Source organism: Mesobacillus sp. QJM3NY_10 (genome assembly GCF_056173465.1).
In genome coordinates this window covers 3,760,966-3,783,042 of sequence record NZ_CM149675.1, presented here as the reverse complement: position 1 = coordinate 3,783,042, position 22,077 = coordinate 3,760,966, and the positions used below count along the sequence as shown (strand labels likewise).

Sequence of the window (22,077 nt, the reverse complement as noted above, 5' to 3'; positions counted from 1 at the left end):
ATCAAGCTGTTTTAGTATGTAGAGAAGAGGTGACATCCATGACTGAAACCATGCCAAACTGGCTGAAAAAGCGAGCAGAACTGTCTCCTGACCGCGAAGCACTGATTTTCAAAGGGAATACATATACGTTTAAACAAGTTTTTGAAAAGGCAAAATCCTATGCAGCGAAGCTTGGCGCACTCGGTCTGAATAGAGGGGAAACAGCAGCGGTGCTGTTTTCGAATCAGGCTGAACCTGTGTTTATTTTATACGCCTTGCAAATGGCTGGAATTAGGACGGTTATTTTGAACAATCGCCTTACATCCGAAGAGCTGTCATGGCAGCTTGGTGACAGTGAAGCAAAAGTACTTTTATATGAGACCTGCTTTAATGATAAAGTGTCAGAGATTAATTCTGACATAAGAAAAATTAGTACAGATGAATGGAACCAGATGCAGGAAAAGACTGTCTTTATTCTCGAAGAGTACAATTTGGACGAAATAACGACGATCATGTATACATCAGGCACGACCGGCAATCCGAAGGGTGTCATGCAAACATATGGCAACCATTGGTGGAGCGCAAACGCTTCAGCACTCAATCTTGGATTATATGAACACGATAAATGGCTTTGCACTGTGCCTATTTTCCATATTAGCGGCTACTCTATTTTGATGAGGAGTCAAATATACGGAATGCCAGTTATTCTCCATTCATCTTTTGAAGAAAAAAAGGTAATTGAGGATATTCAGCGATACAAAATAACCATCATGTCAGTTGTCAGCACAATGTTGCGACGGCTCCTAGATGAGCTAGGTACGGAAAGATTGCCGGATTCTTTCCGCTGCATGCTGCTAGGCGGCGGGCCTGCTCCGCTGCCTTTGTTGGAATCCTGCATCGATAAAGAAATACCTGTGTTCCAGACATATGGAATGACGGAAACATCATCACAATTTGCGACCTTGTCACCGGAATACAGCATTGAACGACTCGGTTCAGCTGGAAAAGCATTATTCCCCAACCAGATCCGGATTGTTGATAGTTATGGCCAGGATGTTCCTTCAGGTGCTGAGGGAGAGATTGTAGTCAAAGGGCCGAACGTGACCATCGGGTATTTGAACCGCCCTGGTGAAACTGCTGATAAAATTCGTGAAAAATGGCTTCATACAGGTGATATTGGCTATATGGACCGCGATGGGTTTCTTTTTGTCCTTGACCGCCGTTCTGATTTAATCATTTCAGGCGGTGAAAATATCTATCCTGCGGAAATCGAAGGCGTGCTGCTTTCCCATCCCGCGGTTTCCGATGCAGGAGTGATTGGCGCACCAGATGAAAAGTGGCAACAGGTGCCAGTGGCTTTTATTGTAAAAAGCGATCCTGGCGTATCAAAAGGCGCGTTGCTGGCTCTTTGCGAAGAGAAACTCGCAAAATACAAGATTCCGAAAAGAATATACTTTGTTGACAGCCTGCCAAGGAATGCCGCGAAGAAATTATTAAGACGCAAACTGCGCGAGTGGCTTGAAGCGGAGGGGGATGGCATTGGACATTAAAGGTGTTAAACTATCAATCGTCAAAATGCCATTGAAAAACCCGTTCACCACCCATTTAGGTTCAGTGACAGAGAGAGAAGCGATTATAGTTGAGGTTGAGGACCGTAATGGTTTTATTGGCTACGGTGAAGGTGTCGCCTTTTCATCTCCATGGTACACAGAGGAAACTGTTAAGACTTCATACCATATGCTTAAGGAATATTTGATTCCTCTTTTGAAAAAGAAGGGAATTAGCCGCCCTGATCAAGCTTTCGACTTGTTCAGTTCCGTGCGCAGAAACCATATGGCAAAGGCTGCGCTCGAAACAGCACTTTGGGATTTGCAGGCGAAGAAAGAGGGTGTCCCGTTATCCAAGCTGATAGGCGGAACCACGGAAGCCATCCCTGCAGGTGTGGTGGTAGGTAACCCGAATTTAGCGGAGGCACTCAAACAAATTGAGAGCTATCTTGAGCAGGGATTCAAGCGAGTAAAAGTAAAAATCAGTCCGGAAGATGATTTACATTATATCTCTGAAATTCGTAAGCATTTCCCTGACCTTCCGTTAATGGCGGATGCCAACTCGGCATACTCTTTGGACGATGTGGGTCGATTAAAAGCACTAGATCAATTCGGCCTGTTGATGATCGAGCAGCCTCTCGGATATGATGACATCATTGACCATGCCAAACTGCAATCTCAAATAGAGACGCCTATATGCCTTGATGAAAGCATCGTCACTTTTGAAGACGCAAGGAAAGCAATCGAGCTCGGCAGCTGCAAAGTAATCAATATTAAAATTGGACGAGTGGGCGGCATAGGCGAAGCAAAGCGAATACACGACTTTTGTGTTTCTAAAGGAATCCCAGTCTGGGCTGGCGGGATGATTGAATTTGGGATCTCAAGAGCACACAATATCGCTCTCGCATCGCTTCAGGGATTCACAATACCAGGCGATATCTCCGGGTCTAACCGCTATTGGGAAGAAGACATAATCCAGCCGGAAATTTCGGTTCAAAATGGTATGATCAAAATACCAGAACGCCCAGGAATCGGCTTTGAATTGAATAAAAAGCGCATGAAGGAAGTTACTATTTTTGAAGAACGTTTTGATTTTTAGAGTAGAGGAGCACTGCTAAGGCCGTGCTTTTGTTTGTCTTAAAACTGGAAAAAATCAGCGATAATTTCCAGTTCGCTATAAAAAGTAGATCTTCGCTATAAAAATTAAAAAGTCGCTATAAAAAAGAAATTTCCGCTATAAAAAGTAGATTTCCGCTATAAAAATGAAGTTTTCGCTATAAAAAGTATTCGAGGTCTTTTTCGTAAGAATGTGATTGATCTAAATAGGCATACTTCGTGGTTAGGTGAATTATTAGTTAGAATTTCGTTTTGAAATGAGCCAAATTCTAATGAAAATGATGATCCAAAAGAACTATTTTACAATAGTGTGATTTGAATCACTTAGTTTGTTGGTGTAATTTATTATAATCACTATGGGAATGAGGTAAACAAACCTCAACGAGAAGATATAGACATAGGGGAGTGTATATTATGCTAGATCAAAAAACAATTGAGATCATCAAATCTACAGTGCCGGTTCTTGAAGTTCACGGTGAACAAATCACGACAGTATTCTATAAAACTATGTTTGAAAATCATCCAGAGCTTTTGAATATTTTTAACCATGCGAACCAGAAGCAAGGCAGACAGCAGAGAGCGTTGGCTGGAACTGTATATGCAGCTGCAAAATACATCGACAATCTTGAAGCAATCCTGCCGGTTGTAAACCAGATCGCTCATAAGCACCGCAGTCTTGGCATCTTGCCTGAGCATTATCCGATCGTTGGGAAGCACTTGCTGATCGCGATTAAGGAAGTCCTTGGCGATGCGGCTACAGATGAAATCATCAATGCCTGGGCAGATGCGTACGGTGTGATTGCGGACGCATTCATTTCGGTTGAAGAAGAAATGTATGATGCAGCAGCGAACCAAAAAGGCGGCTGGGATGGCTTCCGTCCATTTATTGTTGCGAACAAAGTCGAGGAAAGTGAAGTCATCACTTCTTTTTACCTGAAGCCAGTTGATGGAAAAGAAATCGCTATTTTCAAGCCAGGACAGTATATCAGCATCAAGCTTGAAATCGAAGGAGAAGATTTCACTCATATCCGCCAGTACAGTTTGTCAGATGCACCTGGTAAAGACTACTACCGGATCAGTGTTAAAAAGGAAGCTGGCATGGAGACTCCTGATGGCAAGGTATCCAACTATCTGCACAGCAGTGTAGAAGAAGGAGAAGTCCTGCAGATCAGCGCACCAGCAGGCGACTTCTTCCTGGATACAGAAAAGGACACGCCAGTTGTATTGATAAGCGGTGGTGTTGGGCTGACTCCAATGGTTAGCATGCTGAACACAGTAGCAGACCTTCAGCCGGAAAAAGAAGTGACCTTCATCCATGCAGCCCAAAACGGTAAAGTCCATGCACTTAAAAATGAAGTAGCTTCCACAGCGGCAAAAGCAAAGGTGAATTCAGTGGTATTCTACGATCAGCCAACTGAAGAAGACCGCGAGAACAGCAGCTTCGATGTAGAAGGTTATATTACGAAAGAATGGCTAAAAGAAAACGTGGATATTGCTCAATCTGACTTCTATTTCTGCGGCCCAGTACCTTTCATGAAAGCAATCAACGCAGCGTTAAAAGACCTTGGCGTCACAGAAGACAGAATTCACTTCGAATTCTTCGGACCAATGGCAAGCCTTGAAGTTTAATACTGCTAAGCTCCCTTCTTATTGGAGGGGGCTTTTTACTTTATTATCAAAAATGATATTGACTTCCTGGAAAATTCTGAATAAAATACTGATTAATATCTTTTTAAAAGCGATGATGAGAAAAAGTAAATTGTCCATGTTTTTTACAGAGAGCTTCGGCAGCTGAAAAGAAGCAAAAACAGGCATTTGAAAAATGGTCTCTGAGCTTCGTACTGAACATGCTTTGTGCATTAGTAGGATACGGCGAGATTTGGCACTCGTTATCAATGTCACAGTATAATAGCATGCTTTTTTGCTACGTACTTGATGAGGCAGATAGTGTGAACTATTTGCGAAATAAGGTGGTATCACGTGGGAATCCAGACCTCGTCCTTAACTAATGCAGTTAAGGGCGGGGTTTTTTTATTCTTTTAGGCTCTTTTCGCAAACTTTGGTGCATTTCACGTTCAAAAGTTTCAGATTCCATAAGGAGGTCATTAAAATGAGTATTTTAATCGGAGGAGCATGGGCTTATGCTAATGGATCTTTGCATCTAGGGCATATTTCGAGCCTGCTGCCGGGGGATATTTTAGCGAGGTATTATCGAATGAAAGGCGAAACAGTTTTGTATGTATCAGGCAGCGATTGCAATGGAACGCCGATTACAATAAGAGCGAAGCAAGAAGGCGTGTCACCAAAGGAAATCGCAGACAGATACCACCACGAGTTCACAAATAGTTTTTCGAGACTTGGGTTCTCTTATGACATCTACACAAGAACGGATACAGCACATCACCATAAAGTCGTCCAGGATATCTTTCTGAAGCTGCTTGATAAAGGGTTAATTTATAAAAAGGAAATTGAACAAACGTATTGTGAACAGGACCAGCAATTTTTGCCTGACCGATATGTTGAAGGAAATTGTCCGAAATGCGGGGCGAACGCTCGAGGTGATCAATGTGATTATTGCTCAAGCGTGCTGGAGCCGCTGGATTTACTGGAGAGAAAGTGCAAAATTTGTGGCAATCCGCCAACAACGAGGACAACAGAGCATTTTTACTTTGCGTTAAGCTCTTTTCAAAATGACCTGGAGATTTATACACAGAAAGCCGAAGAGAATCAGCTATGGAGAGAGAACGCCATTTCATTGACGAAGAGATACTTGCATGAAGGTTTGCAGGATCGGGCTGTTTCAAGGGATCTGCCTAATGGAGTAAGCGTGCCGGTAAAGGGTTATGAAGAGAAGAAAATTTATGTTTGGATTGAGGCGGTTTCGGGTTACTACTCAGCAAGCAAGCTCTGGGCTGAACAAGCCAACCAGGATGACGCGGCATTTTGGGATCCCGCTGCCAAGTCTTATTACGTTCACGGGAAAGATAACATCCCATTCCATTCGATTATTTGGCCAGGTATCCTTGAAGGACTTGGCATAGGAGCACCACCAACCCACATCGTCTCTAATGAATATCTCACATTGGAAAAGAAAAAACTGTCCACGAGCAGAAATTGGGCAGTTTGGATCCCGGATATCATAGAAAGGTACAACCCAGATTCAATCCGCTATTTCCTGATTATCAATGCACCGGAAAACCGGGATGCCGATTTTTCATGGAAGGAGTTCATCTACAGTCACAATAGTGAACTGCTGGGAGCATATGGGAACTTTGTGAATCGGACTTTGAAATTCATACAAAAATCATTTGGTGGCGTTCTTCCAGAAAAAGAGATTAACAAAGAAATAGTAGATAGAGTTAATCTTCTATACAAAGAAACAGGAAGAAATATTGAAGACACCAGTTTTAAAAAAGCAATGGAAAAAGTGTTTGAACTAGTAAGATATTCAAATAAATATTTTGATGACCAACAACCATGGAAGCAGATACACGAAGATGTTGAAGCATGCAAACAGACTCTCGCTGACTGTGTATATATCATCGGAAATCTGGCTAATATCCTGGTGCCATTCCTTCCCTTTTCAAGTGAAAAGGTTAAAGGGATGCTGCAAATAAAGGAGCATAGTTGGAATCCGTTATTAGTAAAGCCTCATATATTAACTAATATTGACCCATTATTTGAAAGGATTGACCCTGATAGAATCACACAAGAACTGGAAGAGTTGAAGAGGTGTGAAAGAATTTAATTGAATCTGCTTGTCGGGAAGTGTTCTGAATCAAAATTATTGTGAACTTTTTGCTTATCTAAGATCCGGGTAAACTCAGCATAAAGGGGGGAAACTTTTTATGCCATATGCCAAAATTGATGACTCTCTCTCACTTTACTATCATATAAAAGGTAACGGATTACCTGTTGTGTTTATTCATCCTTTTGTGATGGGGCACAATGTTTTTAAGCATCAGGAAGCGCTCTCCAATCGCTACAGGACGATCTTTTTTGACCTGCCCGGGCATGGCCGGAGCTCGAGGGGAAACAAGCCTTTAAGTATTGAGGGACTTGCAGAAGATTTAAAGGTATTGCTAGATGGGCTAGGTATTAGGAAAGCAGTGCTCTGCGGTTATTCATATGGCGGATTGGTTGCCCAGGAATTTGCACTGAAGTATCCTGAACGGTCAGAAGGGTTAATCTTGTCTGGCGGTTTTTCAAAAATTGATACTATTATCCCGAAGCTTATTATTAAGTTAGTGACATTCATGGTCAAATTCGGTCAGGTGTCTCTTGCTGCAAAGTGGCAGGCGAAGTTTCATAAATGTGATTACGAAGATGAAAAAGAGATATTTGAGTTAGCGCAGCGCTCTGATGCCGAACGTTCGTATGAGTATTGCCAAGCAGGACTTCATTATGATTCCAGCAGCCAGCTTCAAAAGCTGGATATGCCCATCCTCCTGATTTACGGTTCATTAGAAAAGCCGATGCATCGTTACCGCATTCCTTTTTTGAAAAAAGCTCCGCAGACACAAGTGGTGTATATAAAGAACGGAACCCATCAGCTGCCGCCCAGGTCTTATCAGGAATTCAATGCAATTATCGACACTTTTTTACGGGCACTCAATGATCACCAAAAGAAGGAAGCGGGACTGGGGTAGGTGGATATGATGAAATATTTTCTGTTGGTTGGACCAACACTTATGATTTTTATTGGACTTCAAGTGCTGGAGAGCGTCATAGCTACCTTTGTACTTTTTTATAGCTGGCTTCTTGCAGTCCCGTTGCTTGGCCGTGGAATTCAAAGAGAAAGATTCAAAGTGACAAGCAAGGCTGTGATGTTGGGTGTCGGGACCGGGCTGCTTTTTTTCCTGTTCATTTATGGAGGGTTAAGCTTGCTGAATATTTATCTGTTGGATATTGATCAACTGAGAGTGCTGCTTTGGGAGTGGGGTTTTTCCGGACGAGGTGAGATATGGCTCATGCTAGTCCTGCTGGTGGCTAATCCGATTCTGGAAGAAGTCTATTGGAGAGGGCATATCTATGAGCAGCTGAGAATGGAAGGGTCAGCGAAGTATGCAATTTTAATGACAGCAGCTTTTTATACTCTGTACCATTTGCTCTCGGTGATTCCAATTTTCGAAGGCTTTTACGGCATTATTGCTGCTGTGCCTGTTTTCATTGCGGGCTTATTTTGGGGGTATATCAGAGAGAAAACAGGGACGATAACAGCCGCAATAATCGGACATGTACTGAGTGACATGGGAATCATCTGTGTGTATTGGTTTATCATCAGATAATCATAAAAGACCGGGATTAACCCGGTCTTAATCATAAGATAAGAAATGTAAAAATCTTCACATCGAGAATGGTCAGCTCCAGCGCTTGTCGGGGCTGAACAAGGTGCTTGCGCTTTCTCATTAACTCAACGCTTCAAATGTTTTGCAGTCTGTTTCACGGCTGTTATCGGCTGTCTCGCCGACATGGCTGACAACATAGATTTTATCGGCACTGCAAAGATTGCCATCTTTCCAGTACTGGCAGTTATTCACTTCACATAATACATCTTTTGCCATCGGTGTACCACTCCTTTTTGGTTTGATACAACCTTAGGATGCAGCATACTGGCGTAGGCAATTCCCGCTAAATTCAGGAAGCAGAATTTTAAACAAAATGCCTCCCAAAAAGAGAGGCAAAAGTATTTATTCATTCAACGCTTTTCCAAGGGTAGCAATATTTTTTTCCATTAACGTGAAATAGGTTTCGTTAATTTTAATATCATCGTCGGTCAATACGGAAAGATTGTGGAGTGTCAGCGATTTTGCTCCGATTTCTTCCTGGACCATTTTTGCCAGCTTGGAATTAAAGTTTTGTTCGTTCAATACATATTTAATCTTTTCTTCTTTCGTATGTGAAATCAAATTTTGAAGCTCTTTTTGAGATGGCTCATTTGTCGTTGATTGGCCAGAAATACTGATCTGCTGGATTCCGTAACGCTCTTCCCAATAACTGAAGGCAGAATGTGATACAAGGATTTCCTTGCGCTTGGCTGAACCAATAACCTTTGAGAATTCCTTGTCAAGGTCCTTCAATTGCGCAGTCAGCTCTGTGTAATTCTGTTCGAAAGTATCTTTATGCTCAGGCATCTGTTCTGCTAATTGTTCTTTGATTGCAAGTGCCAACTCGTTTGCGTAAATCGGATCAAGCCAGACGTGAGGGTCGAAATCTCCGTGATCATGCCCATCTTCATCTGCATGCTCTTCATCAGCATGTTCTCCCTCGTCATGACCTTCTTCGTCATGACCTTCTTCGTCATGACCTTCTTCAGCCGAGCCGTCCTCGTTGTGAGCCTCATCTTGATGTTCGTCATTCTCATCAAGATGTAAAGACTCACCAACTGGTACCATTTTTACATCTTCATTTTTAAGTGTCTTGCGGGCTTTATCAACAAAACCTTCAAGGCCCAGGCCGATATAGAAAAATAAGTCTGCGTCTGCCAGTGCCATCATATCTTTTTGGGAGGGCTCGAATGTATGCTCATCTGCTCCCGGTGGATAAACGGTTTCAGCATTTACATAATCACCGCCAATTTGCTGTGCGAAAAACTGGAGTGGATACACAGTGGTATAGACTTGAAGCAGATTATCATTCTTTTTTTGATCAGCACCATCTTGCCCACAGCCGCTGAGAAAAGCGGCAATGACCATAAATAAGGATAAAATAAATGCGTTTTTTTTCATATGTGCCTCCTGTTAGTCAAAACGGACTCATTACGATTTATAAAATAAATTATATTTTTTATTAGTTTTCTTGTCATAAGCAATATATATTAATTCGTAATGGTTACGATTTACCTTCTGTATCATACAAAAGGATGGCGGCAAAATCAAGTAAAACATTTTGGTTCGTGTTCAGTTTACGGTATTCTATTAGAAAGAGAATTTTTAAAAGGAGAATGAAACGATGAGAATGCTTGATGAAATCCTTGATTTTAATGAGAAATTTGTAGCGGAAAAGAAATATGAAGAATTCACGACTACCAAGTTCCCGAATAAAAAGATGGTCATTTTAACTTGCATGGATACAAGGCTTGTTGAACTTTTGCCAAGAGCTTTAAATATCCGCAATGGTGATGTGAAAATTGTAAAGAATGCCGGTGCCCTAATCATGCACCCATTCGGAAGTATCATGAGAAGTCTGCTTGTAGCTGTTTACCAGCTGCAGGCGGAGGAAGTGGCAATCATTGGCCATTATGACTGCGGAATGAGCGGGATGAAGCCCGACATCATGATTGATGAGATGAAAAAACGCGGTGTTACAGATGATATGTTGGGAACATTGAATTATTCGGGAATAAACGTAGAGGAATGGCTTCACGGTTTCGACAATGTCAAGGACAGCGTTGCCCACAGTGTTGAAATCGTTAAAAACCATCCCTTGATGCCTAAGGATGTTCCGGTCCATGGACTAGTGATTGATCCTTCAACGGGAAGGCTTGATCAAGTAATCGATGGCTATGAAAAGTAAATTTAATGGTTATGGGCTTTAGCGTTTTTCTTTGATGGCCACTCTTCAGGTACCGGGTCCATGCCTCCTGGATGGAAAGGCTGGCACTTAAGGATGCGTACAATCGTCAGCCAACCGCCTTTGAAGGGACCGAATCTTTTAATCGCTTCAAGCCCGTAATGGGAGCATGTAGGGTAAAAACGGCATGTAGGGGGCTTTAATGGCGAAATCACAACCTGATAAAAACGAATGATGCCGATGAATGCTTTTTTTAACATGGTGTTCATCCCTTCTTTAAACTCTAAAAAGGAGCTGAGTCGCAGCTCCTTTTATTTATTTTCACCGTGAGATTTTGGTTCTTTAGAATCTGCATGGCTGTTATTGTTGTCAACCGGATCGACAGTATGTTTATACTGATAAGCCTTCGAAGTAGTGACTACGCTTAATATTAAAACAATGATAACGATAATGACTGAGATAATCAAAACGGTATACATAAAACGGCCTCCTTTGCTTCAAAATTATTGTAGCATGTTCTCTTCGGCGATAGGTAAAAAGTTGCTGTCAGCATGTTTTTTATATAGCTGGAAGGGGAATATAAACTATGACTAAAAGGGAGGATGAAATAACAATGGCACAAACAGATTTAATCCAAGCAGTTAACAAGCAAGTTGCAAACTGGACGGTACTTTACACGAAGCTTCATAATTATCATTGGTATGTAAAAGGGCGTCACTTCTTTACATTGCATGTGAAATTTGAAGAGCTTTATAACGAAGCAGCAACAATCATTGATGAATTCGCAGAAAGAATTCTCGCATTAGAAGGAAAACCTGTTGCAACGCTTAAAGAATATCTTGAATTATCCTCAATCGAAGAAGCATCAGGTTCAGAAAAAGAAGAGGACATGGTCAAACAACTGCATGATGACTTTGCCACAATCGTGGACGAGCTCCAGGAAGCAATTGAACTCGCAGAAAAGGCAGAAGATACAGCTACAGCGGATATGATGACAGAGGTAAAAATGAGCCTTCGCAAGCATATGTGGATGTTCAAGGCTTATCTAGGATAAAAAAAGCGGAAGCGCCTTGGTCAGCCCCGACAAGCGCTGGAGGGCCTGACAGTGAAGTCGTTCTTTGACTTCATTGGCAGGATCGAAGCGTCTCGAGGGGCTAGGCGCTGGAGCTGGACATTTCTTGAAGCGGAAAATATTTGCTTATCTAATTCTCTACAAAGGAAACTGGCCGGGAAATCGGCCAGTTTTTTTCAGTGTTATACGAACAAGACAAAAAGAAAAACCGGCCTGCAGCCGGTTTGTATGTATGGTTATTTACAAGGATTAGTGCACATTGCGGGAAGAATATGAATTGACAGACCGTGCACCGAAATCATCCTGGGCAAACTTTCCCTTCAAGCTCTCGATCAAGTAAAGGCCCATCAAATCATAAAGCTCCTGCTTATCAAGGTCCTGGATAATTTTCAACAAGTCCTCACGGCTCATTTCTTCAAGGAAGGCAAAAGCGAGCATATCGATATCCTCTTCATCACCGGTCAATTTATTGCGGTACAGTTCGTATAGCTCATCAATCAGTTTCATTAGATTTCACCTCTCCTTCTTAATCGTCCATAATTCCTTATACTTATTTAATACCCTCCATCGGAAAAAATATGCCTTGGGATTGAAGTATTTTCCTGTTGGGTTTGTTGATTTATCTATATCTATATTTGGTCTAATTTTAACATACAGACAACTTGAAGAGTAATTTGGAGGGCAGAAAAAATTATTTATTTTAAAGATATTCAGTATAAACGATTATAGACGCAGGGAACGATATCCATGAGGTGAGGCATATGCCAGAAGGCAAAAAAACATACTACATCAACATCAGTGATGGCGAGATTCAAAGCGTTTCAACTGCATCTCCATGGAATTTTAAAATTGAGGCAAATGACGAGGAAATCACCGCGTTGAGGGAAATATTCGATCAGAGCCATTCCACAGGCTGGCAGAATTTCATGAGGGCGCACGTTCCATATGTGCAATACCATTATGACCGTGAAAATGATGCGCTCGACAGACAACTGATCCAAACCTATGAAATGATTTATAAACTAGGCGATGAAGAAGCCAGGAACCATATTGAAAGCATGGGGATCCTCCCTGAAAAATAGAACAGCCGCAGACAGATGTCTGCGGTTTATTCATTGTCTAATTTTCTATATAATTAGATCATGTTTAGTAGCGGGGGAGAACTTTTATGGAAAAGTTTAAAGATATAAACGGCGGAGAGGTGACCTTATCCTTTCGGGAAAATGCCTTTGAAAAAAGTGCGCGCCATGTGCTGGTCATCTGTAAATATCAAGGAAAATGGCTTTTGACTCAACATAAAGCTAGAGGTCTTGAATTTCCTGGCGGCAAAGTGGAGAAAGGCGAAACCTTGGAAGATGCCGCCCGTCGTGAGGTCATGGAGGAGACCGGCGCTTTCCTAAGCAGGCTTGAGAGCATCGGAGAGTATCAGGTGAGTGATCAAGAGGGTTCATTTGTAAAAAGAATCTTTTTCGGTGAAGCAGAAAAAATACTGCCGCAGGACGATTATCTGGAAACAGGCGGCCCATTGCTAGTAAGTGGCGATATACTTGTGGAAAGAATGAGTGACGAGTACAGTTTTATCATGAAGGACGATGTGATCAAGCATAGTCTTGAATTTTTGCAAGAAAAGTTGTAAAAGTGGCTGATTGCCGCTTTTTTTTGTTTATGTGGGTAAATTGCATAGTAATTAACTGTTGTTTTTAACCCTGATTCTGATATATTGGCGAAAATCTGATTTTAATGGCGGAGTTCACAACTTTATTGGCGAAAATCTGATTTTATTGGCGGAGTTCACAACTTTATTGGCGAAAATCAATTTTTTTCGACCAAGTTCACTTTTGCCGGATATTTTTAGACAGTAAAGAAGCCGGATTATAATCCCGGCTTCGTTATTGATTGCTTTTAATCAGTTTCTTCTCAAGCAGTTCGACCAGCTGGTACATTACGGTTGCGAATACGGCGATGACCAGCAGTGACAGAAACACGAGCGTGAAATTGAAAACCTGGAAACCGTAGATAATCATATATCCGAGACCCCGGGCCGAAACGAGAAATTCCCCGACAATGACTCCTACCCAGCTCAGGCCGACATTCACTTTCAAAGTGGAAATGATGGTAGGAAAAGATGCTGGCAAGATTGCCTCCCGAAAGCACTGTGTCCTTGTTGCTCCGAATGTCTGCAGCACCTTCAGATAATTAGGGTCCACCTCTTTAAAAGCGGTATATACAACGATTGTCGTGATGATTACTGAGATAATTGCACCCATTGCAATAATCGAAGTCATATTGGTGCCTAGCGCAACAATCAATATCGGGCCAAGCGCAACCTTTGGCATGGAATTCAATATTACAAGGTATGGATCCAAAATCCTGGAAAGAAGCGGAGACCACCATAATATTGCTGCGAGTATTGTACCTGTGAGTGTACCGAGGATAAAACCAAGAACGGTTTCAGCCAATGTCACTCCAAGATTTACAGCTAGGGAACCATCCATCGTCTTCTCGATTAGCATGTTCCAAATTTTTGACGGTGAACTGAATAGGAGCGGGTCAATCCATCTTTGCTGGCTAGAGATTTCCCATAGGGCAAAAAAGGCAATGAAGATCAGCAATTGATAGATACGGACGATTTTTCTCTCGTGGCTTAACTTTTTAAGATACTCTTGATGGAGGAGTTCAGTTTTCTTCTGGCTCAATTGACTCCAACTCCTTCCATACTGTTTGGAACAGTTCAGTGTATAAAGGGTGGTTCCTGGCCTCGAAAGGACTTAAGTTCCTTAGCTCATCGGGAATGATAAAGGTTCTGTGCAGGCGTCCTGGTCTTGGTGAAAACAGGAAGATGCGGTCGCTCATTGCTATCGCCTCTCCGATATCATGTGTGACAAGAATCGCTGTTTTTCCAAAAGTCTTAAAGGTATTTGAAACCAGGTCCTCTAGTTTTAATTTCGTTTGATAGTCCAATGCGGAAAAAGGTTCGTCGAGCATGAGCAGCTTAGGTTCAGTTGCCAGTGTCCTTACCAGTGCCACACGCTGGCGCATTCCGCCGGAGAGCTGTTTTGGATAATGCTTTTCTACATTTTCCAAACCCATTTGCTTTAGCAGCGATAAAACCTCAGCCTTCTTGGTATCTTTCAAAGTTCCGCTAATCTTCAAGCCAAGAAAGATATTTTCCTCAATTGTTTTCCAAGGAAATAAATAATCCTGCTGCAGCATATATCCGGTTTGATTCGTAGCTTCCTTGACTGATTTCCCCTCCAGTTTTACCTGCCCATCGGTAGGCTCAATCAGCCCGGCGATGATCGAAAGCAGCGTTGTTTTGCCGCAGCCGCTCGGACCCAGGAAGGATACAAATTCACCTTCCTGGACATGAAGTGAAATATTGTTCAAAGCATTGACAGCAGTTGTTTGTGTGAAATAAGTGTGCTGGATCCCTGTTAATGTCAAAAAGTCCATTGGCTGCAACCTCCTGTTATTTCATGATTTCTTCTGCCACCTCTGTGTTGACTAAGGTGTCATGGCTGACTTCCTCAGGAAGTTCTCCTGCTTCATCCATGATGTCCTGCAGGTTTTTCCATTCCTCTTCATCTAGAATCGGGTCAGTTGCGAATGATCCCTGGCTCTTGTATCGATCAACAACCGTTTCGATCAGCGATAAATCTGTATCTTTAAAGAATGGCTGGATAACTTCCGCTGTTTCTTTGGCACTGTGTGATTCCACCCACTTCTGTGCCTTATGGACTGCGCGGGTGAATTTTTCGATTGTCTCCGGATTTTTCTTCATGTAGCTTTGTTTGGCCATAAATGTGGTATATGGTACATGACCAGACTCAGTTCCGAAAGAAGCGACGATATGGCCTATGCCTTCCAATTCAAACATGCTGGCCTGCGGCTCGAATAGCTGGACGTAGTCACCAGTTCCGGAAGCGAAGGCGTTGGGAATATTCGCGTAATCAATATTTTGGATCATCTCTAAATCTGCCTTTGGATCGATGCCGTGCTTCTTGAGGACGAATTCACCGACCATTTGCGGCATCCCGCCCGTACGCTGGCCGAGATAGGTCGCTCCTTTTAACTGATCCCATGAAAAATCATCAATTTTTTCTCTGGATACAAGGAAGGTGCCATCTGTTTGCGTAAGCTGGGCAAAGTTGATGACCGGGTCATTTGATCCCTGGGCATAAACATAGATGGACGTCTCAGAACCGACTAGGCCGATATCTGCTGCGTTCGAGAGTACGGCTGTCATGGTCTTGTCGCCGCCCCAGGTTGTCGTTAATTCAACTTTCAACCCTTCCTCCTCAAAAAAACCTTTTTCAAGGGCAACATATTGAGGAGCATAGAAGATTGAACGCGTTACCTCTGCAACTTTGACAGTCTGTACCTTGTCTTGACCGCAGGCTGCAAGAGGTATAATAAGTACAGCCACCATAAATAAAGCAAAACCGGCTTTGAACCATTTTTTCATCATGATGCCTCCTAAAAATCTGTATTAAATTGGGCTTACAGTATCGTATGAATTCCCTAAAAATGTGTGAATGCCCAGGAACCAAATTTAAAGAATTTCATATAAGAGAGGAGTGTTTACTTTGGAAAAAGACGGACGAATAATCTCAGCTAACAAATTTCCTTCCCCCAACCCGGCAGTCGAACTGCAAATGGTGACCTACTATGCAGGCGGACTGCGGGTCAAGGGACTTCTGGCCAGGCCGATTGATGAAAGCGGGACTGAAGGATTCCTGTATCTTCGCGGTGGGATCAAAAATGTAGGTAAGGTAAGGCCTGCACGTATTGCGCAATTTGCGTCTGAAGGCTTCACTGTTTTCGCTCCTTTTTACCGTGGGAATCAGGGAGGGGAAGGAGATGAGGACTTCGGCGGCGATGACCGAGTCGATGCATTTGCAGGATTCACGCTGCTGCAAACATTGCCATGGGTTGAAAGGACGCATGTCTTTGGATTTTCACGCGGCGGGTTGATGGCTTTGCTGACTGCGATAAAATTCCAGGAGACGGCGTCGGTCGTTACCTGGGGAGGGGTAACGGATATGTTTTTAACGTATGTAGAGAGAAAGGACTTGCGCAGGATGATGAAAAGGGTGATTGGCGGGTCGCCTAAAAAGGTGCCAAACCGCTATAAGTTCCGCACGCCTTTATACGATATCGAAAACCTGAAAGCACCGGTGCTGCTGATCCACGGCCGGAACGACCGCAATGTGTCGGTTGAACACTCCTATAGGATCGAGAAGCGGTTAAAAGAGTTGGACAAGCCTGTCGAAAGCTGGTATTTTGATGAATACACGCATTACTTTCCACCAGTAATGAACCGGAAAGTTGTGTCCGACTTAACGAATTGGATGAAATCACAATAGCAACAATGATAAAATGAAAGAGATATTAATGATGAACAATAGAGGAGCGAGTACAATGGGGATGCCATTAGAGTTGAATACAATGATCGTGACGAAGGGCCGGGAAAAGAGGCTCGAAGACAACTTCTTCTCTTTGACAAAGGAAGGCTACAGGCTTTATCCAGTTGACATTCCACTTGAAGTCAAAAAGACAATTGAAGGTGACCTTACTGGAACAGGTGTCATCAAAAAAGTAGAATGGACAGAAAACACAACAACACTTACGTATCAGTTAATTTCCTTGAACTCAACCAACTAAGCAGGGCACATATTGTGCTCTGTTTTTTATTTTAAACTTCAACTTCAGACAAAATCCCAGGGCGGAAGCGAAAATATGTCCGAACCCGGTGCAAATTCAGACAAAATCACAGGTTGGAAGCGAAAATTTGTCCGAACTCCGGTCAACTTCGGACAAAATCACTGGTCTAAAGCGGAAATATGTCCGAACACTGGTCAACTTCGGACAAAATCACAGGCCGGAAGCTGAAACTTGTCCGAACTCCAGTCAACTTCGGACAAAATCTCAGGCCGGAAGCGGAAACTTGTCCGAACCCGGTGCAACTTCGGACAAAATCTCAGGCCGGAAGCGGAAATATGTCCGAACCCGGTGCAACTTCAGACAAAATCTCAGGCCGGAAGCGAAAATATGTCCGAACCCTGATCAACTTCAGACAAAATCCCAGGGCGGAAGCGAAAATATGTCCGAACCTGGTGCAACTTCAGACAAAATCTCAGGCCGGAAGGGAAAATATGTCCGAACCCTGTGCAACTTCAGACAAAATCCCAGGGCGGAAGCGGAAATATGTCCGAACCCGGTGCAACTTCAGACAAAATCCCAGGGCGGAAGCGAAAATATGTCCAAACCTGGTGCAACTTCGGACAAAATCTCAGGCCGGAAGCGAAAATATGTCCGAACCCGGTGCAACTTCAGCCAAAATCACAGGCCGGAAGCGAAAATATGTCCGAACCCAGTGCAACTTCGGACAAAATCCCAGGGCCGAAGCGGAAATTTGTCCGAACCCTGGTCAACTTCGGACAAAATCACTGGTCAAAAGCGAAAATATGTCCGAACTCCGGTCAACTTCAGCCAAAATCACGACCTCAAAGTGTATTTTTGTCCGAACCTGGTGCACCTTCAGACAAAATCTCAGGCCGGAAGCGAAAATATGTCCGAACCCAGTGCAACTTCGGACAAAATCCCAGGGCCGAAGCGGAAATTTGTCCGAACCCCGGTCAACTTCGGACAAAATCACTGGTCTAAAGCGGAAATATGTCCGAACACTGGTCAACTTCGGACAAAATCACAGGCCGGAAGCTGAAACTTGTCCGAACCCGGTGCAACTTCGGACAAAATCTCAGGCCGGAAGCGGAAATATGTCCGAACCCGGTGCAACTTCAGACAAAATCCCAGGGCGAAAGCGAAAATATGTCCGAACCCGGTGCAACTTCAGACAAAATCTCAGGCCGGAAGCGGAAACTTGTCCGAACCCAGTGCAACTTCAGACAAAATCCCAGGGCGGAAGCGGAAATTTTATCCTAATCCACGGCCTGTTCAAAAGAAGTAAGCAGTAAGTGGATGATTGATCCCAACCAATCCAAACAAAAGGCCATCTCCTCACCGGAGATGGCCTTCATCAATTTCCTTATTTAGCTGTCGGACCGCCTTTTTCTTCGATCACGGATGGTACGTTTGAGAACTTCTTAAAGTTTTCGCGGAACTTGCCTGCAAGTTCATTCGCTTTTGCGTAGTAGGCTTCTTTGTCGCTCCATGTCTTGACTGGCTGAAGGACGTCGTCAGGTACACCTGGTACGTGTGATGGGATATCCAAGCCGAAAATTTTGTCTTTGACAGTCTCGACGTTGTTCAGTTCGCCTTCAAGTGCTGCCTGGACCATTGCGCGAGTGTATGCAAGCTTCATGCGGCTTCCGGTGCCATACTCTCCGCCTGTCCATCCTGTGTTCACAAGGAATACCTTCGCGTTGTGTTCGTCGATTTTTTCACCGAGCATTTCCGCGTATCTTGTTGCTGCCAGCGGAAGGAAAGGTGAGCCGAAGCAAGTCGAGAACGTTGCTTGCGGTGAAGTGATGCCGCGCTCCGTACCTGCCAGCTTTGAAGTATATCCGCTCAAGAAATGGTACATTGCCTGTTCCTTTGTAAGCTTGGCGATTGGAGGCAGAACTCCGAAGGCATCGGCCGTAAGGAATACGATCGCGTTTGGATGTCCGGCAATGCTAGGGTCCACGATGTTTTCGATTGCCTGGATTGGATAAGCTGCACGTGTATTTTCAGTCAGGCTTCCGTCATCATAGTCCGCAATACGGGTTTCTTCATCGACAACGACATTTTCAAGTACAGAACCGAAACGGATTGCATCATAAATTTGCGGTTCTTTTTCCTTGGATAAGTTAATGCACTTAGCGTAGCATCCGCCCTCGATGTTGAAAACACCGTTAGCTGACCAGCCGTGCTCATCATCACCAATCAGGCGGCGATTGTTATCAGCTGATAAAGTTGTCTTTCCTGTTCCGGAAAGACCGAAGAACAATGCAACATCGCCCTCGCGTCCCACATTTGCGGAGCAGTGCATGGACAGGATGTCGTTTTCAGGCAGCAAATAGTTCATCACGGAGAATATCGATTTCTTCATTTCACCCGCATATTCTGTTCCGCCGATCAACACGACGCGCTGTTCAAAAGAAACAATGATGAATGTCTCGGAATTCGTTCCATCAACTTCAGGGTCCGCTTTGAAAGTTGGGGCAGAGATGACCGTAAATTCAGATTCATGACCAACAAGCTCTTCCTCAGTTGGTCGGATGAACAATTGGTGGGCGAAAAGGTTGTGCCACGCGTATTCATTGATTACCTGGATCGGAAGCTGGTATTTCTTATCAGCACCTGCAAATCCTTTGAATACAAAAACTTCCTCTTTTTCTTTAAGGAAATTCAATACCTTATTATATAGTTTTGTGAAAGATTCCTCGGAAATCGGCTGGTTGACGGAGCCCCAGTCAATTTTGTCCTTCACGGATTCTTCCTCGACAATGAATTTATCTTTAGGTGAACGGCCAGTATACTTACCAGTGGTTGCTCTTACAGCACCAGTGGAAGTCAGGAGCCCTTCGTTTCGGTTAAGGATTTTTTCAACAAGCTGGGGAACTGATAACTGTACCTTTACATTGCTTCCTTTTAATAATGCTGAAAGTTCATTTGATATTCCTACAACATTCATCGGAGAATACCTTCCTTTTTTATAGATTCAAAATTAAATATTAACCTCGAGAAATGTCCAGCGCCAGCGCCTAGCCCCTCGAGTCGCTTCGGTCCGCCCAATGAAGTCAAAGAACGACTTCACCGGTCGGCCCTCCAGCGCTTGTCGGGACTGAACAAGGCGCTTTTGCATTTCTTGAAAGTTTAATATTTTGTAAGTGTTTACATCTCGGTATTAGTATAACACATTGGTTTAATTAATCTATACTAATGACTCGAAAAATTACCTTGTACCTAACTTGCGTTATATAATTCTTTCTTTATATAGTCAAGCAAAAAGAAGCGATGTGAGGCCATTTCATTATACAAAAAAACTTTCAACAACAATCGACAATTTTACCGAGAAAATCATTGACATGCAATTGTAGTTTCGTTATGATTTGGTCTTGAACGGATACTCTCTTATCCCGAGCTGGTGGAGGGACAGGCCCAATGAAACCCAGCAACCTGCAGACGTGAAAAAACAGCTTTTGGAATGCTGCTATTTCCGGGCAAAGGTGCTAACCTGACGCAAGGGAACTGCCCTTGAACGATAAGAGCGAAAGGCGCGGATTTAAGCATAAACCTTTCCTCGAAATTGGAGAGGTTTTTTATATTGCTTTTCTCTGTCCAATTGCATGAAAATGCAACCGGACTGCCTTCTTTGGTGTCATTGCTCCCGTGGGTGAAAATTAGGAAAAAAAGAAATTCACCATGAATCAAAAACAAATTTTTCTAATAAAAACTCAGCGTTTATTTCATACTACATAGGGAATGAGTACCGTATCAACCGAGGTCTGTATTGGGACAGCCTCGATCAATTTTTATAAATGAGGGAGGAACTCAGATGTCAAACAAACGCCGTTTGTTCACTTCTGAATCAGTAACAGAAGGCCATCCGGATAAAATTTGCGATCAGATTTCTGACGCGATTTTGGATGCGATCCTTGCAAAAGATGCTAACGCACGTGTTGCTGCTGAAACATCAGTTACGACAGGCCTTGTACTAGTTGCAGGCGAAATCACTACATCTACATACGTAGATATTCCGAAAATCGTTCGTGAAACAATCAAGGAAATTGGCTACACTCGCGCTAAGTACGGTTTCGACTCTGAAACTTGTGCAGTTTTGACTTCAATCGACGAGCAGTCTGCTGACATCGCAATGGGTGTTGACCAGGCTCTTGAAGCGCGTGAAGGCCAAATGTCAGATGAGGAAATCGAAGCAATCGGAGCGGGAGACCAGGGCTTGATGTTCGGTTTTGCCTGCAACGAAACGAAGGAGCTTATGCCTCTCCCGATTTCATTGGCACACAAGATTTCACGCCGCCTGACTGAAGTGCGCAAGGAAGAGATCCTTCCATACCTTCGTCCTGACGGAAAAACTCAAGTAACAGTTGAATACGATGAGAACGACAAGCCTGTCCGTATCGATACAATCGTTATTTCAACTCAGCACCACCCGGAAGTTTCGCTCGAGCAAATCCAGCGCAATCTTAAAGAACATGTCATCAATCCTGTTGTACCAGCAGAATTGATCGACGAGAACACAAAATACTTCATCAACCCAACTGGCCGTTTCGTCATCGGCGGACCACAGGGTGATGCAGGTCTTACTGGCCGCAAGATCATCGTTGATACTTACGGCGGATATGCTCGCCACGGCGGCGGTGCATTCTCTGGTAAGGATCCTACAAAAGTTGACCGCTCAGCTGCATACGCTGCACGTTACGTTGCGAAGAACATCGTAGCTGCTGGCCTTGCTGAAAAAGTTGAAGTTCAGCTTGCTTACGCAATCGGCGTTGCTCGTCCGGTATCGATTTCCATCGATACATTTGGCACAGGCAAAGTGAGCGAAGATGTCTTGATCGACGTTGTTGAAAACAACTTCGACCTTCGCCCGGCTGGTATCATCAACATGCTTGACCTGCGCAAGCCAATCTACAAGCAGACAGCTGCTTATGGACACTTCGGCCGTTCAGACGTTGACCTTCCATGGGAGCGTACAGACAAGGCTGAGGTACTTCGCACTCAAGCTCAAGGAAAATAAAATCACAAAGGGAGTTGCATAGAAATATGTAACTCCCTTTATTATTTGCCGTCTAATCCAGGGAAGACGCAAAAATCCCTAAGGTTTGCGAATGGTCCAAAAGGTGTAAAATAGAGTATTACCTTAAATTTCCCACAGATTATACT

Annotated in this window: 22 protein-coding genes, 1 riboswitch and 1 other annotated feature; of the genes, 13 read left to right on the top strand and 9 right to left on the bottom strand. The window is 43.4% G+C overall.

What is annotated here, in order from left to right; all coding sequences use genetic code 11:
* Positions 1 to 38 precede the first annotated feature (38 nt).
* The 6 genes from AC0VX7_RS19020 (at position 39) to AC0VX7_RS18995 (ending at position 7,930) form a co-directional block, all read left to right on the top strand.
* Entirely contained in the window at positions 39 to 1,529 is a 1,491-nt protein-coding gene (locus tag AC0VX7_RS19020; protein ID WP_475425441.1) for an o-succinylbenzoate--CoA ligase, read from the top strand.
* Complete coding sequence (gene menC, locus AC0VX7_RS19015; protein ID WP_475425440.1) at positions 1,513 to 2,625, top strand: o-succinylbenzoate synthase; 1,113 nt, start codon at positions 1,513 to 1,515, stop codon at positions 2,623 to 2,625. The genes AC0VX7_RS19020 and menC overlap by 17 nt, the downstream gene beginning before the upstream one ends.
* Positions 2,626 to 3,056: 431 nt before the next feature.
* Positions 3,057 to 4,271 carry an NO-inducible flavohemoprotein gene (hmpA, locus tag AC0VX7_RS19010; RefSeq protein WP_475425439.1) on the top strand — a complete coding sequence of 405 codons (1,215 nt, stop codon included), beginning with the start codon at positions 3,057 to 3,059 and terminating at the stop codon, positions 4,269 to 4,271.
* Positions 4,272 to 4,374: 103 nt separating this feature from the next.
* Positions 4,375 to 4,648 (top strand) — a binding site (T-box leader).
* 104 nt (positions 4,649 to 4,752) lie between these two features.
* Positions 4,753 to 6,390, top strand: a complete 1,638-nt coding sequence (metG, locus tag AC0VX7_RS19005) for a methionine--tRNA ligase (RefSeq protein WP_475425438.1) — start codon at positions 4,753 to 4,755, stop codon at positions 6,388 to 6,390.
* A gap of 100 nt (positions 6,391 to 6,490) precedes the next feature.
* Positions 6,491 to 7,291 (top strand): alpha/beta fold hydrolase, encoded by an 801-nt coding sequence (locus AC0VX7_RS19000; RefSeq protein WP_475425437.1) that lies wholly within the window; start codon positions 6,491 to 6,493, stop codon positions 7,289 to 7,291.
* 6 nt (positions 7,292 to 7,297) lie between these two features.
* On the top strand, positions 7,298 to 7,930 hold the full coding sequence (locus AC0VX7_RS18995) for a CPBP family intramembrane glutamic endopeptidase (protein ID WP_475425436.1): 633 nt from the start codon (positions 7,298 to 7,300) through the stop codon (positions 7,928 to 7,930).
* A 120-nt stretch (positions 7,931 to 8,050) separates the two neighbouring features.
* Here AC0VX7_RS18995 and AC0VX7_RS18990 read toward each other — a convergent pair whose 3' ends face one another.
* Complete coding sequence (locus AC0VX7_RS18990) at positions 8,051 to 8,206, bottom strand: DUF1540 domain-containing protein (protein ID WP_475425435.1); 156 nt, start codon at positions 8,204 to 8,206, stop codon at positions 8,051 to 8,053.
* Positions 8,207 to 8,332: 126 nt separating this feature from the next.
* Positions 8,333 to 9,370: a metal ABC transporter solute-binding protein, Zn/Mn family gene (locus AC0VX7_RS18985; protein WP_475425434.1), complete on the bottom strand. Its 1,038-nt coding sequence runs from the start codon at positions 9,368 to 9,370 to the stop codon at positions 8,333 to 8,335.
* Between the two features lie 223 nt (positions 9,371 to 9,593).
* Between AC0VX7_RS18985 and AC0VX7_RS18980 the strand changes: the two genes are divergently transcribed.
* Positions 9,594 to 10,157: a beta-class carbonic anhydrase gene (locus AC0VX7_RS18980; RefSeq protein ID WP_041968033.1), complete on the top strand. Its 564-nt coding sequence runs from the start codon at positions 9,594 to 9,596 to the stop codon at positions 10,155 to 10,157.
* A 2-nt stretch (positions 10,158 to 10,159) separates the two neighbouring features.
* Here AC0VX7_RS18980 and yidD read toward each other — a convergent pair whose 3' ends face one another.
* Together yidD and ytzI are read right to left on the bottom strand one after the other, a co-directional pair.
* Positions 10,160 to 10,414 carry a membrane protein insertion efficiency factor YidD gene (gene yidD, locus AC0VX7_RS18975; protein ID WP_041968034.1) on the bottom strand — a complete coding sequence of 85 codons (255 nt, stop codon included), beginning with the start codon at positions 10,412 to 10,414 and terminating at the stop codon, positions 10,160 to 10,162.
* Positions 10,415 to 10,465: 51 nt separating this feature from the next.
* The gene (ytzI, locus tag AC0VX7_RS18970; protein ID WP_475425433.1) at positions 10,466 to 10,633 is read right to left on the bottom strand and encodes a YtzI protein; all 168 of its coding nucleotides are present in this window, start codon (positions 10,631 to 10,633) and stop codon (positions 10,466 to 10,468) included.
* 107 nt (positions 10,634 to 10,740) lie between these two features.
* On the opposite strand from ytzI, the gene AC0VX7_RS18965 reads away from it, so the two are divergent.
* The gene (locus tag AC0VX7_RS18965) at positions 10,741 to 11,208 is read left to right on the top strand and encodes a Dps family protein (RefSeq protein ID WP_475425432.1); all 468 of its coding nucleotides are present in this window, start codon (positions 10,741 to 10,743) and stop codon (positions 11,206 to 11,208) included.
* 267 nt (positions 11,209 to 11,475) lie between these two features.
* On the opposite strand, the gene AC0VX7_RS18960 is transcribed toward AC0VX7_RS18965, so the two are convergent.
* Positions 11,476 to 11,733 carry a DUF6154 family protein gene (locus tag AC0VX7_RS18960; protein WP_041968035.1) on the bottom strand — a complete coding sequence of 86 codons (258 nt, stop codon included), beginning with the start codon at positions 11,731 to 11,733 and terminating at the stop codon, positions 11,476 to 11,478.
* 254 nt (positions 11,734 to 11,987) lie between these two features.
* On the opposite strand from AC0VX7_RS18960, the gene AC0VX7_RS18955 reads away from it, so the two are divergent.
* Together AC0VX7_RS18955 and ytkD are read left to right on the top strand one after the other, a co-directional pair.
* Positions 11,988 to 12,308 carry a hypothetical protein gene (locus tag AC0VX7_RS18955; protein ID WP_023626882.1) on the top strand — a complete coding sequence of 107 codons (321 nt, stop codon included), beginning with the start codon at positions 11,988 to 11,990 and terminating at the stop codon, positions 12,306 to 12,308.
* A gap of 86 nt (positions 12,309 to 12,394) precedes the next feature.
* Positions 12,395 to 12,862 carry an RNA deprotection pyrophosphohydrolase gene (ytkD, locus tag AC0VX7_RS18950; protein WP_475425431.1) on the top strand — a complete coding sequence of 156 codons (468 nt, stop codon included), beginning with the start codon at positions 12,395 to 12,397 and terminating at the stop codon, positions 12,860 to 12,862.
* 253 nt (positions 12,863 to 13,115) lie between these two features.
* On the opposite strand, the gene AC0VX7_RS18945 is transcribed toward ytkD, so the two are convergent.
* From AC0VX7_RS18945 to AC0VX7_RS18935, 3 genes are read right to left on the bottom strand one after another with little or no spacing between them, the layout of a single operon-like run.
* The gene (locus AC0VX7_RS18945; RefSeq protein WP_475425430.1) at positions 13,116 to 13,922 is read right to left on the bottom strand and encodes an ABC transporter permease; all 807 of its coding nucleotides are present in this window, start codon (positions 13,920 to 13,922) and stop codon (positions 13,116 to 13,118) included.
* A complete protein-coding gene (locus tag AC0VX7_RS18940; RefSeq protein ID WP_475425429.1) occupies positions 13,903 to 14,679 on the bottom strand; it encodes an ABC transporter ATP-binding protein in 777 nt (258 codons plus the stop codon). Before AC0VX7_RS18940 ends, AC0VX7_RS18945 begins: the two co-directional genes overlap by 20 nt.
* 16 nt (positions 14,680 to 14,695) lie before the next feature.
* On the bottom strand, positions 14,696 to 15,691 hold the full coding sequence (locus tag AC0VX7_RS18935; protein ID WP_475428202.1) for an ABC transporter substrate-binding protein: 996 nt from the start codon (positions 15,689 to 15,691) through the stop codon (positions 14,696 to 14,698).
* 121 nt (positions 15,692 to 15,812) lie between these two features.
* Here AC0VX7_RS18935 and AC0VX7_RS18930 point away from each other — a divergent pair, with 121 nt between their 5' ends.
* Positions 15,813 to 16,592, top strand: coding sequence for an alpha/beta hydrolase family protein (locus AC0VX7_RS18930; protein ID WP_475425428.1), 780 nt, complete (start codon positions 15,813 to 15,815; stop codon positions 16,590 to 16,592).
* A gap of 55 nt (positions 16,593 to 16,647) precedes the next feature.
* Positions 16,648 to 16,890 carry a DUF2584 domain-containing protein gene (locus tag AC0VX7_RS18925; protein ID WP_023626888.1) on the top strand — a complete coding sequence of 81 codons (243 nt, stop codon included), beginning with the start codon at positions 16,648 to 16,650 and terminating at the stop codon, positions 16,888 to 16,890.
* A gap of 1,384 nt (positions 16,891 to 18,274) precedes the next feature.
* On the opposite strand, the gene pckA is transcribed toward AC0VX7_RS18925, so the two are convergent.
* Positions 18,275 to 19,864 carry a phosphoenolpyruvate carboxykinase (ATP) gene (gene pckA, locus AC0VX7_RS18920; protein ID WP_475425427.1) on the bottom strand — a complete coding sequence of 530 codons (1,590 nt, stop codon included), beginning with the start codon at positions 19,862 to 19,864 and terminating at the stop codon, positions 18,275 to 18,277.
* Between the two features lie 437 nt (positions 19,865 to 20,301).
* A riboswitch (SAM riboswitch) is annotated at positions 20,302 to 20,441 on the top strand.
* A 287-nt stretch (positions 20,442 to 20,728) separates the two neighbouring features.
* Here pckA and metK point away from each other — a divergent pair.
* Positions 20,729 to 21,931, top strand: coding sequence for a methionine adenosyltransferase (gene metK / locus AC0VX7_RS18915; protein ID WP_475425426.1), 1,203 nt, complete (start codon positions 20,729 to 20,731; stop codon positions 21,929 to 21,931).
* Positions 21,932 to 22,077 lie beyond the last annotated feature (146 nt).

Coding starts and splice junctions, on each gene's coding strand:
- AC0VX7_RS19020 (WP_475425441.1), top strand. CDS start 39: ATGACTGAAACCATGCCAAACTGGCTGAAAAAGCGAGCAGAACTGTCT.
- menC (WP_475425440.1), top strand. CDS start 1,513: ATGGCATTGGACATTAAAGGTGTTAAACTATCAATCGTCAAAATGCCA.
- hmpA (WP_475425439.1), top strand. CDS start 3,057: ATGCTAGATCAAAAAACAATTGAGATCATCAAATCTACAGTGCCGGTT.
- metG (WP_475425438.1), top strand. CDS start 4,753: ATGAGTATTTTAATCGGAGGAGCATGGGCTTATGCTAATGGATCTTTG.
- AC0VX7_RS19000 (WP_475425437.1), top strand. CDS start 6,491: ATGCCATATGCCAAAATTGATGACTCTCTCTCACTTTACTATCATATA.
- AC0VX7_RS18995 (WP_475425436.1), top strand. CDS start 7,298: ATGATGAAATATTTTCTGTTGGTTGGACCAACACTTATGATTTTTATT.
- AC0VX7_RS18990 (WP_475425435.1), bottom strand. CDS start 8,206: ATGGCAAAAGATGTATTATGTGAAGTGAATAACTGCCAGTACTGGAAA.
- AC0VX7_RS18985 (WP_475425434.1), bottom strand. CDS start 9,370: ATGAAAAAAAACGCATTTATTTTATCCTTATTTATGGTCATTGCCGCT.
- AC0VX7_RS18980 (WP_041968033.1), top strand. CDS start 9,594: ATGAGAATGCTTGATGAAATCCTTGATTTTAATGAGAAATTTGTAGCG.
- yidD (WP_041968034.1), bottom strand. CDS start 10,414: ATGTTAAAAAAAGCATTCATCGGCATCATTCGTTTTTATCAGGTTGTG.
- ytzI (WP_475425433.1), bottom strand. CDS start 10,633: ATGTATACCGTTTTGATTATCTCAGTCATTATCGTTATCATTGTTTTA.
- AC0VX7_RS18965 (WP_475425432.1), top strand. CDS start 10,741: ATGACTAAAAGGGAGGATGAAATAACAATGGCACAAACAGATTTAATC.
- AC0VX7_RS18960 (WP_041968035.1), bottom strand. CDS start 11,733: ATGAAACTGATTGATGAGCTATACGAACTGTACCGCAATAAATTGACC.
- AC0VX7_RS18955 (WP_023626882.1), top strand. CDS start 11,988: ATGCCAGAAGGCAAAAAAACATACTACATCAACATCAGTGATGGCGAG.
- ytkD (WP_475425431.1), top strand. CDS start 12,395: ATGGAAAAGTTTAAAGATATAAACGGCGGAGAGGTGACCTTATCCTTT.
- AC0VX7_RS18940 (WP_475425429.1), bottom strand. CDS start 14,679: ATGGACTTTTTGACATTAACAGGGATCCAGCACACTTATTTCACACAA.
- AC0VX7_RS18935 (WP_475428202.1), bottom strand. CDS start 15,691: ATGAAAAAATGGTTCAAAGCCGGTTTTGCTTTATTTATGGTGGCTGTA.
- AC0VX7_RS18925 (WP_023626888.1), top strand. CDS start 16,648: ATGGGGATGCCATTAGAGTTGAATACAATGATCGTGACGAAGGGCCGG.
- pckA (WP_475425427.1), bottom strand. CDS start 19,864: ATGAATGTTGTAGGAATATCAAATGAACTTTCAGCATTATTAAAAGGA.
- metK (WP_475425426.1), top strand. CDS start 20,729: ATGTCAAACAAACGCCGTTTGTTCACTTCTGAATCAGTAACAGAAGGC.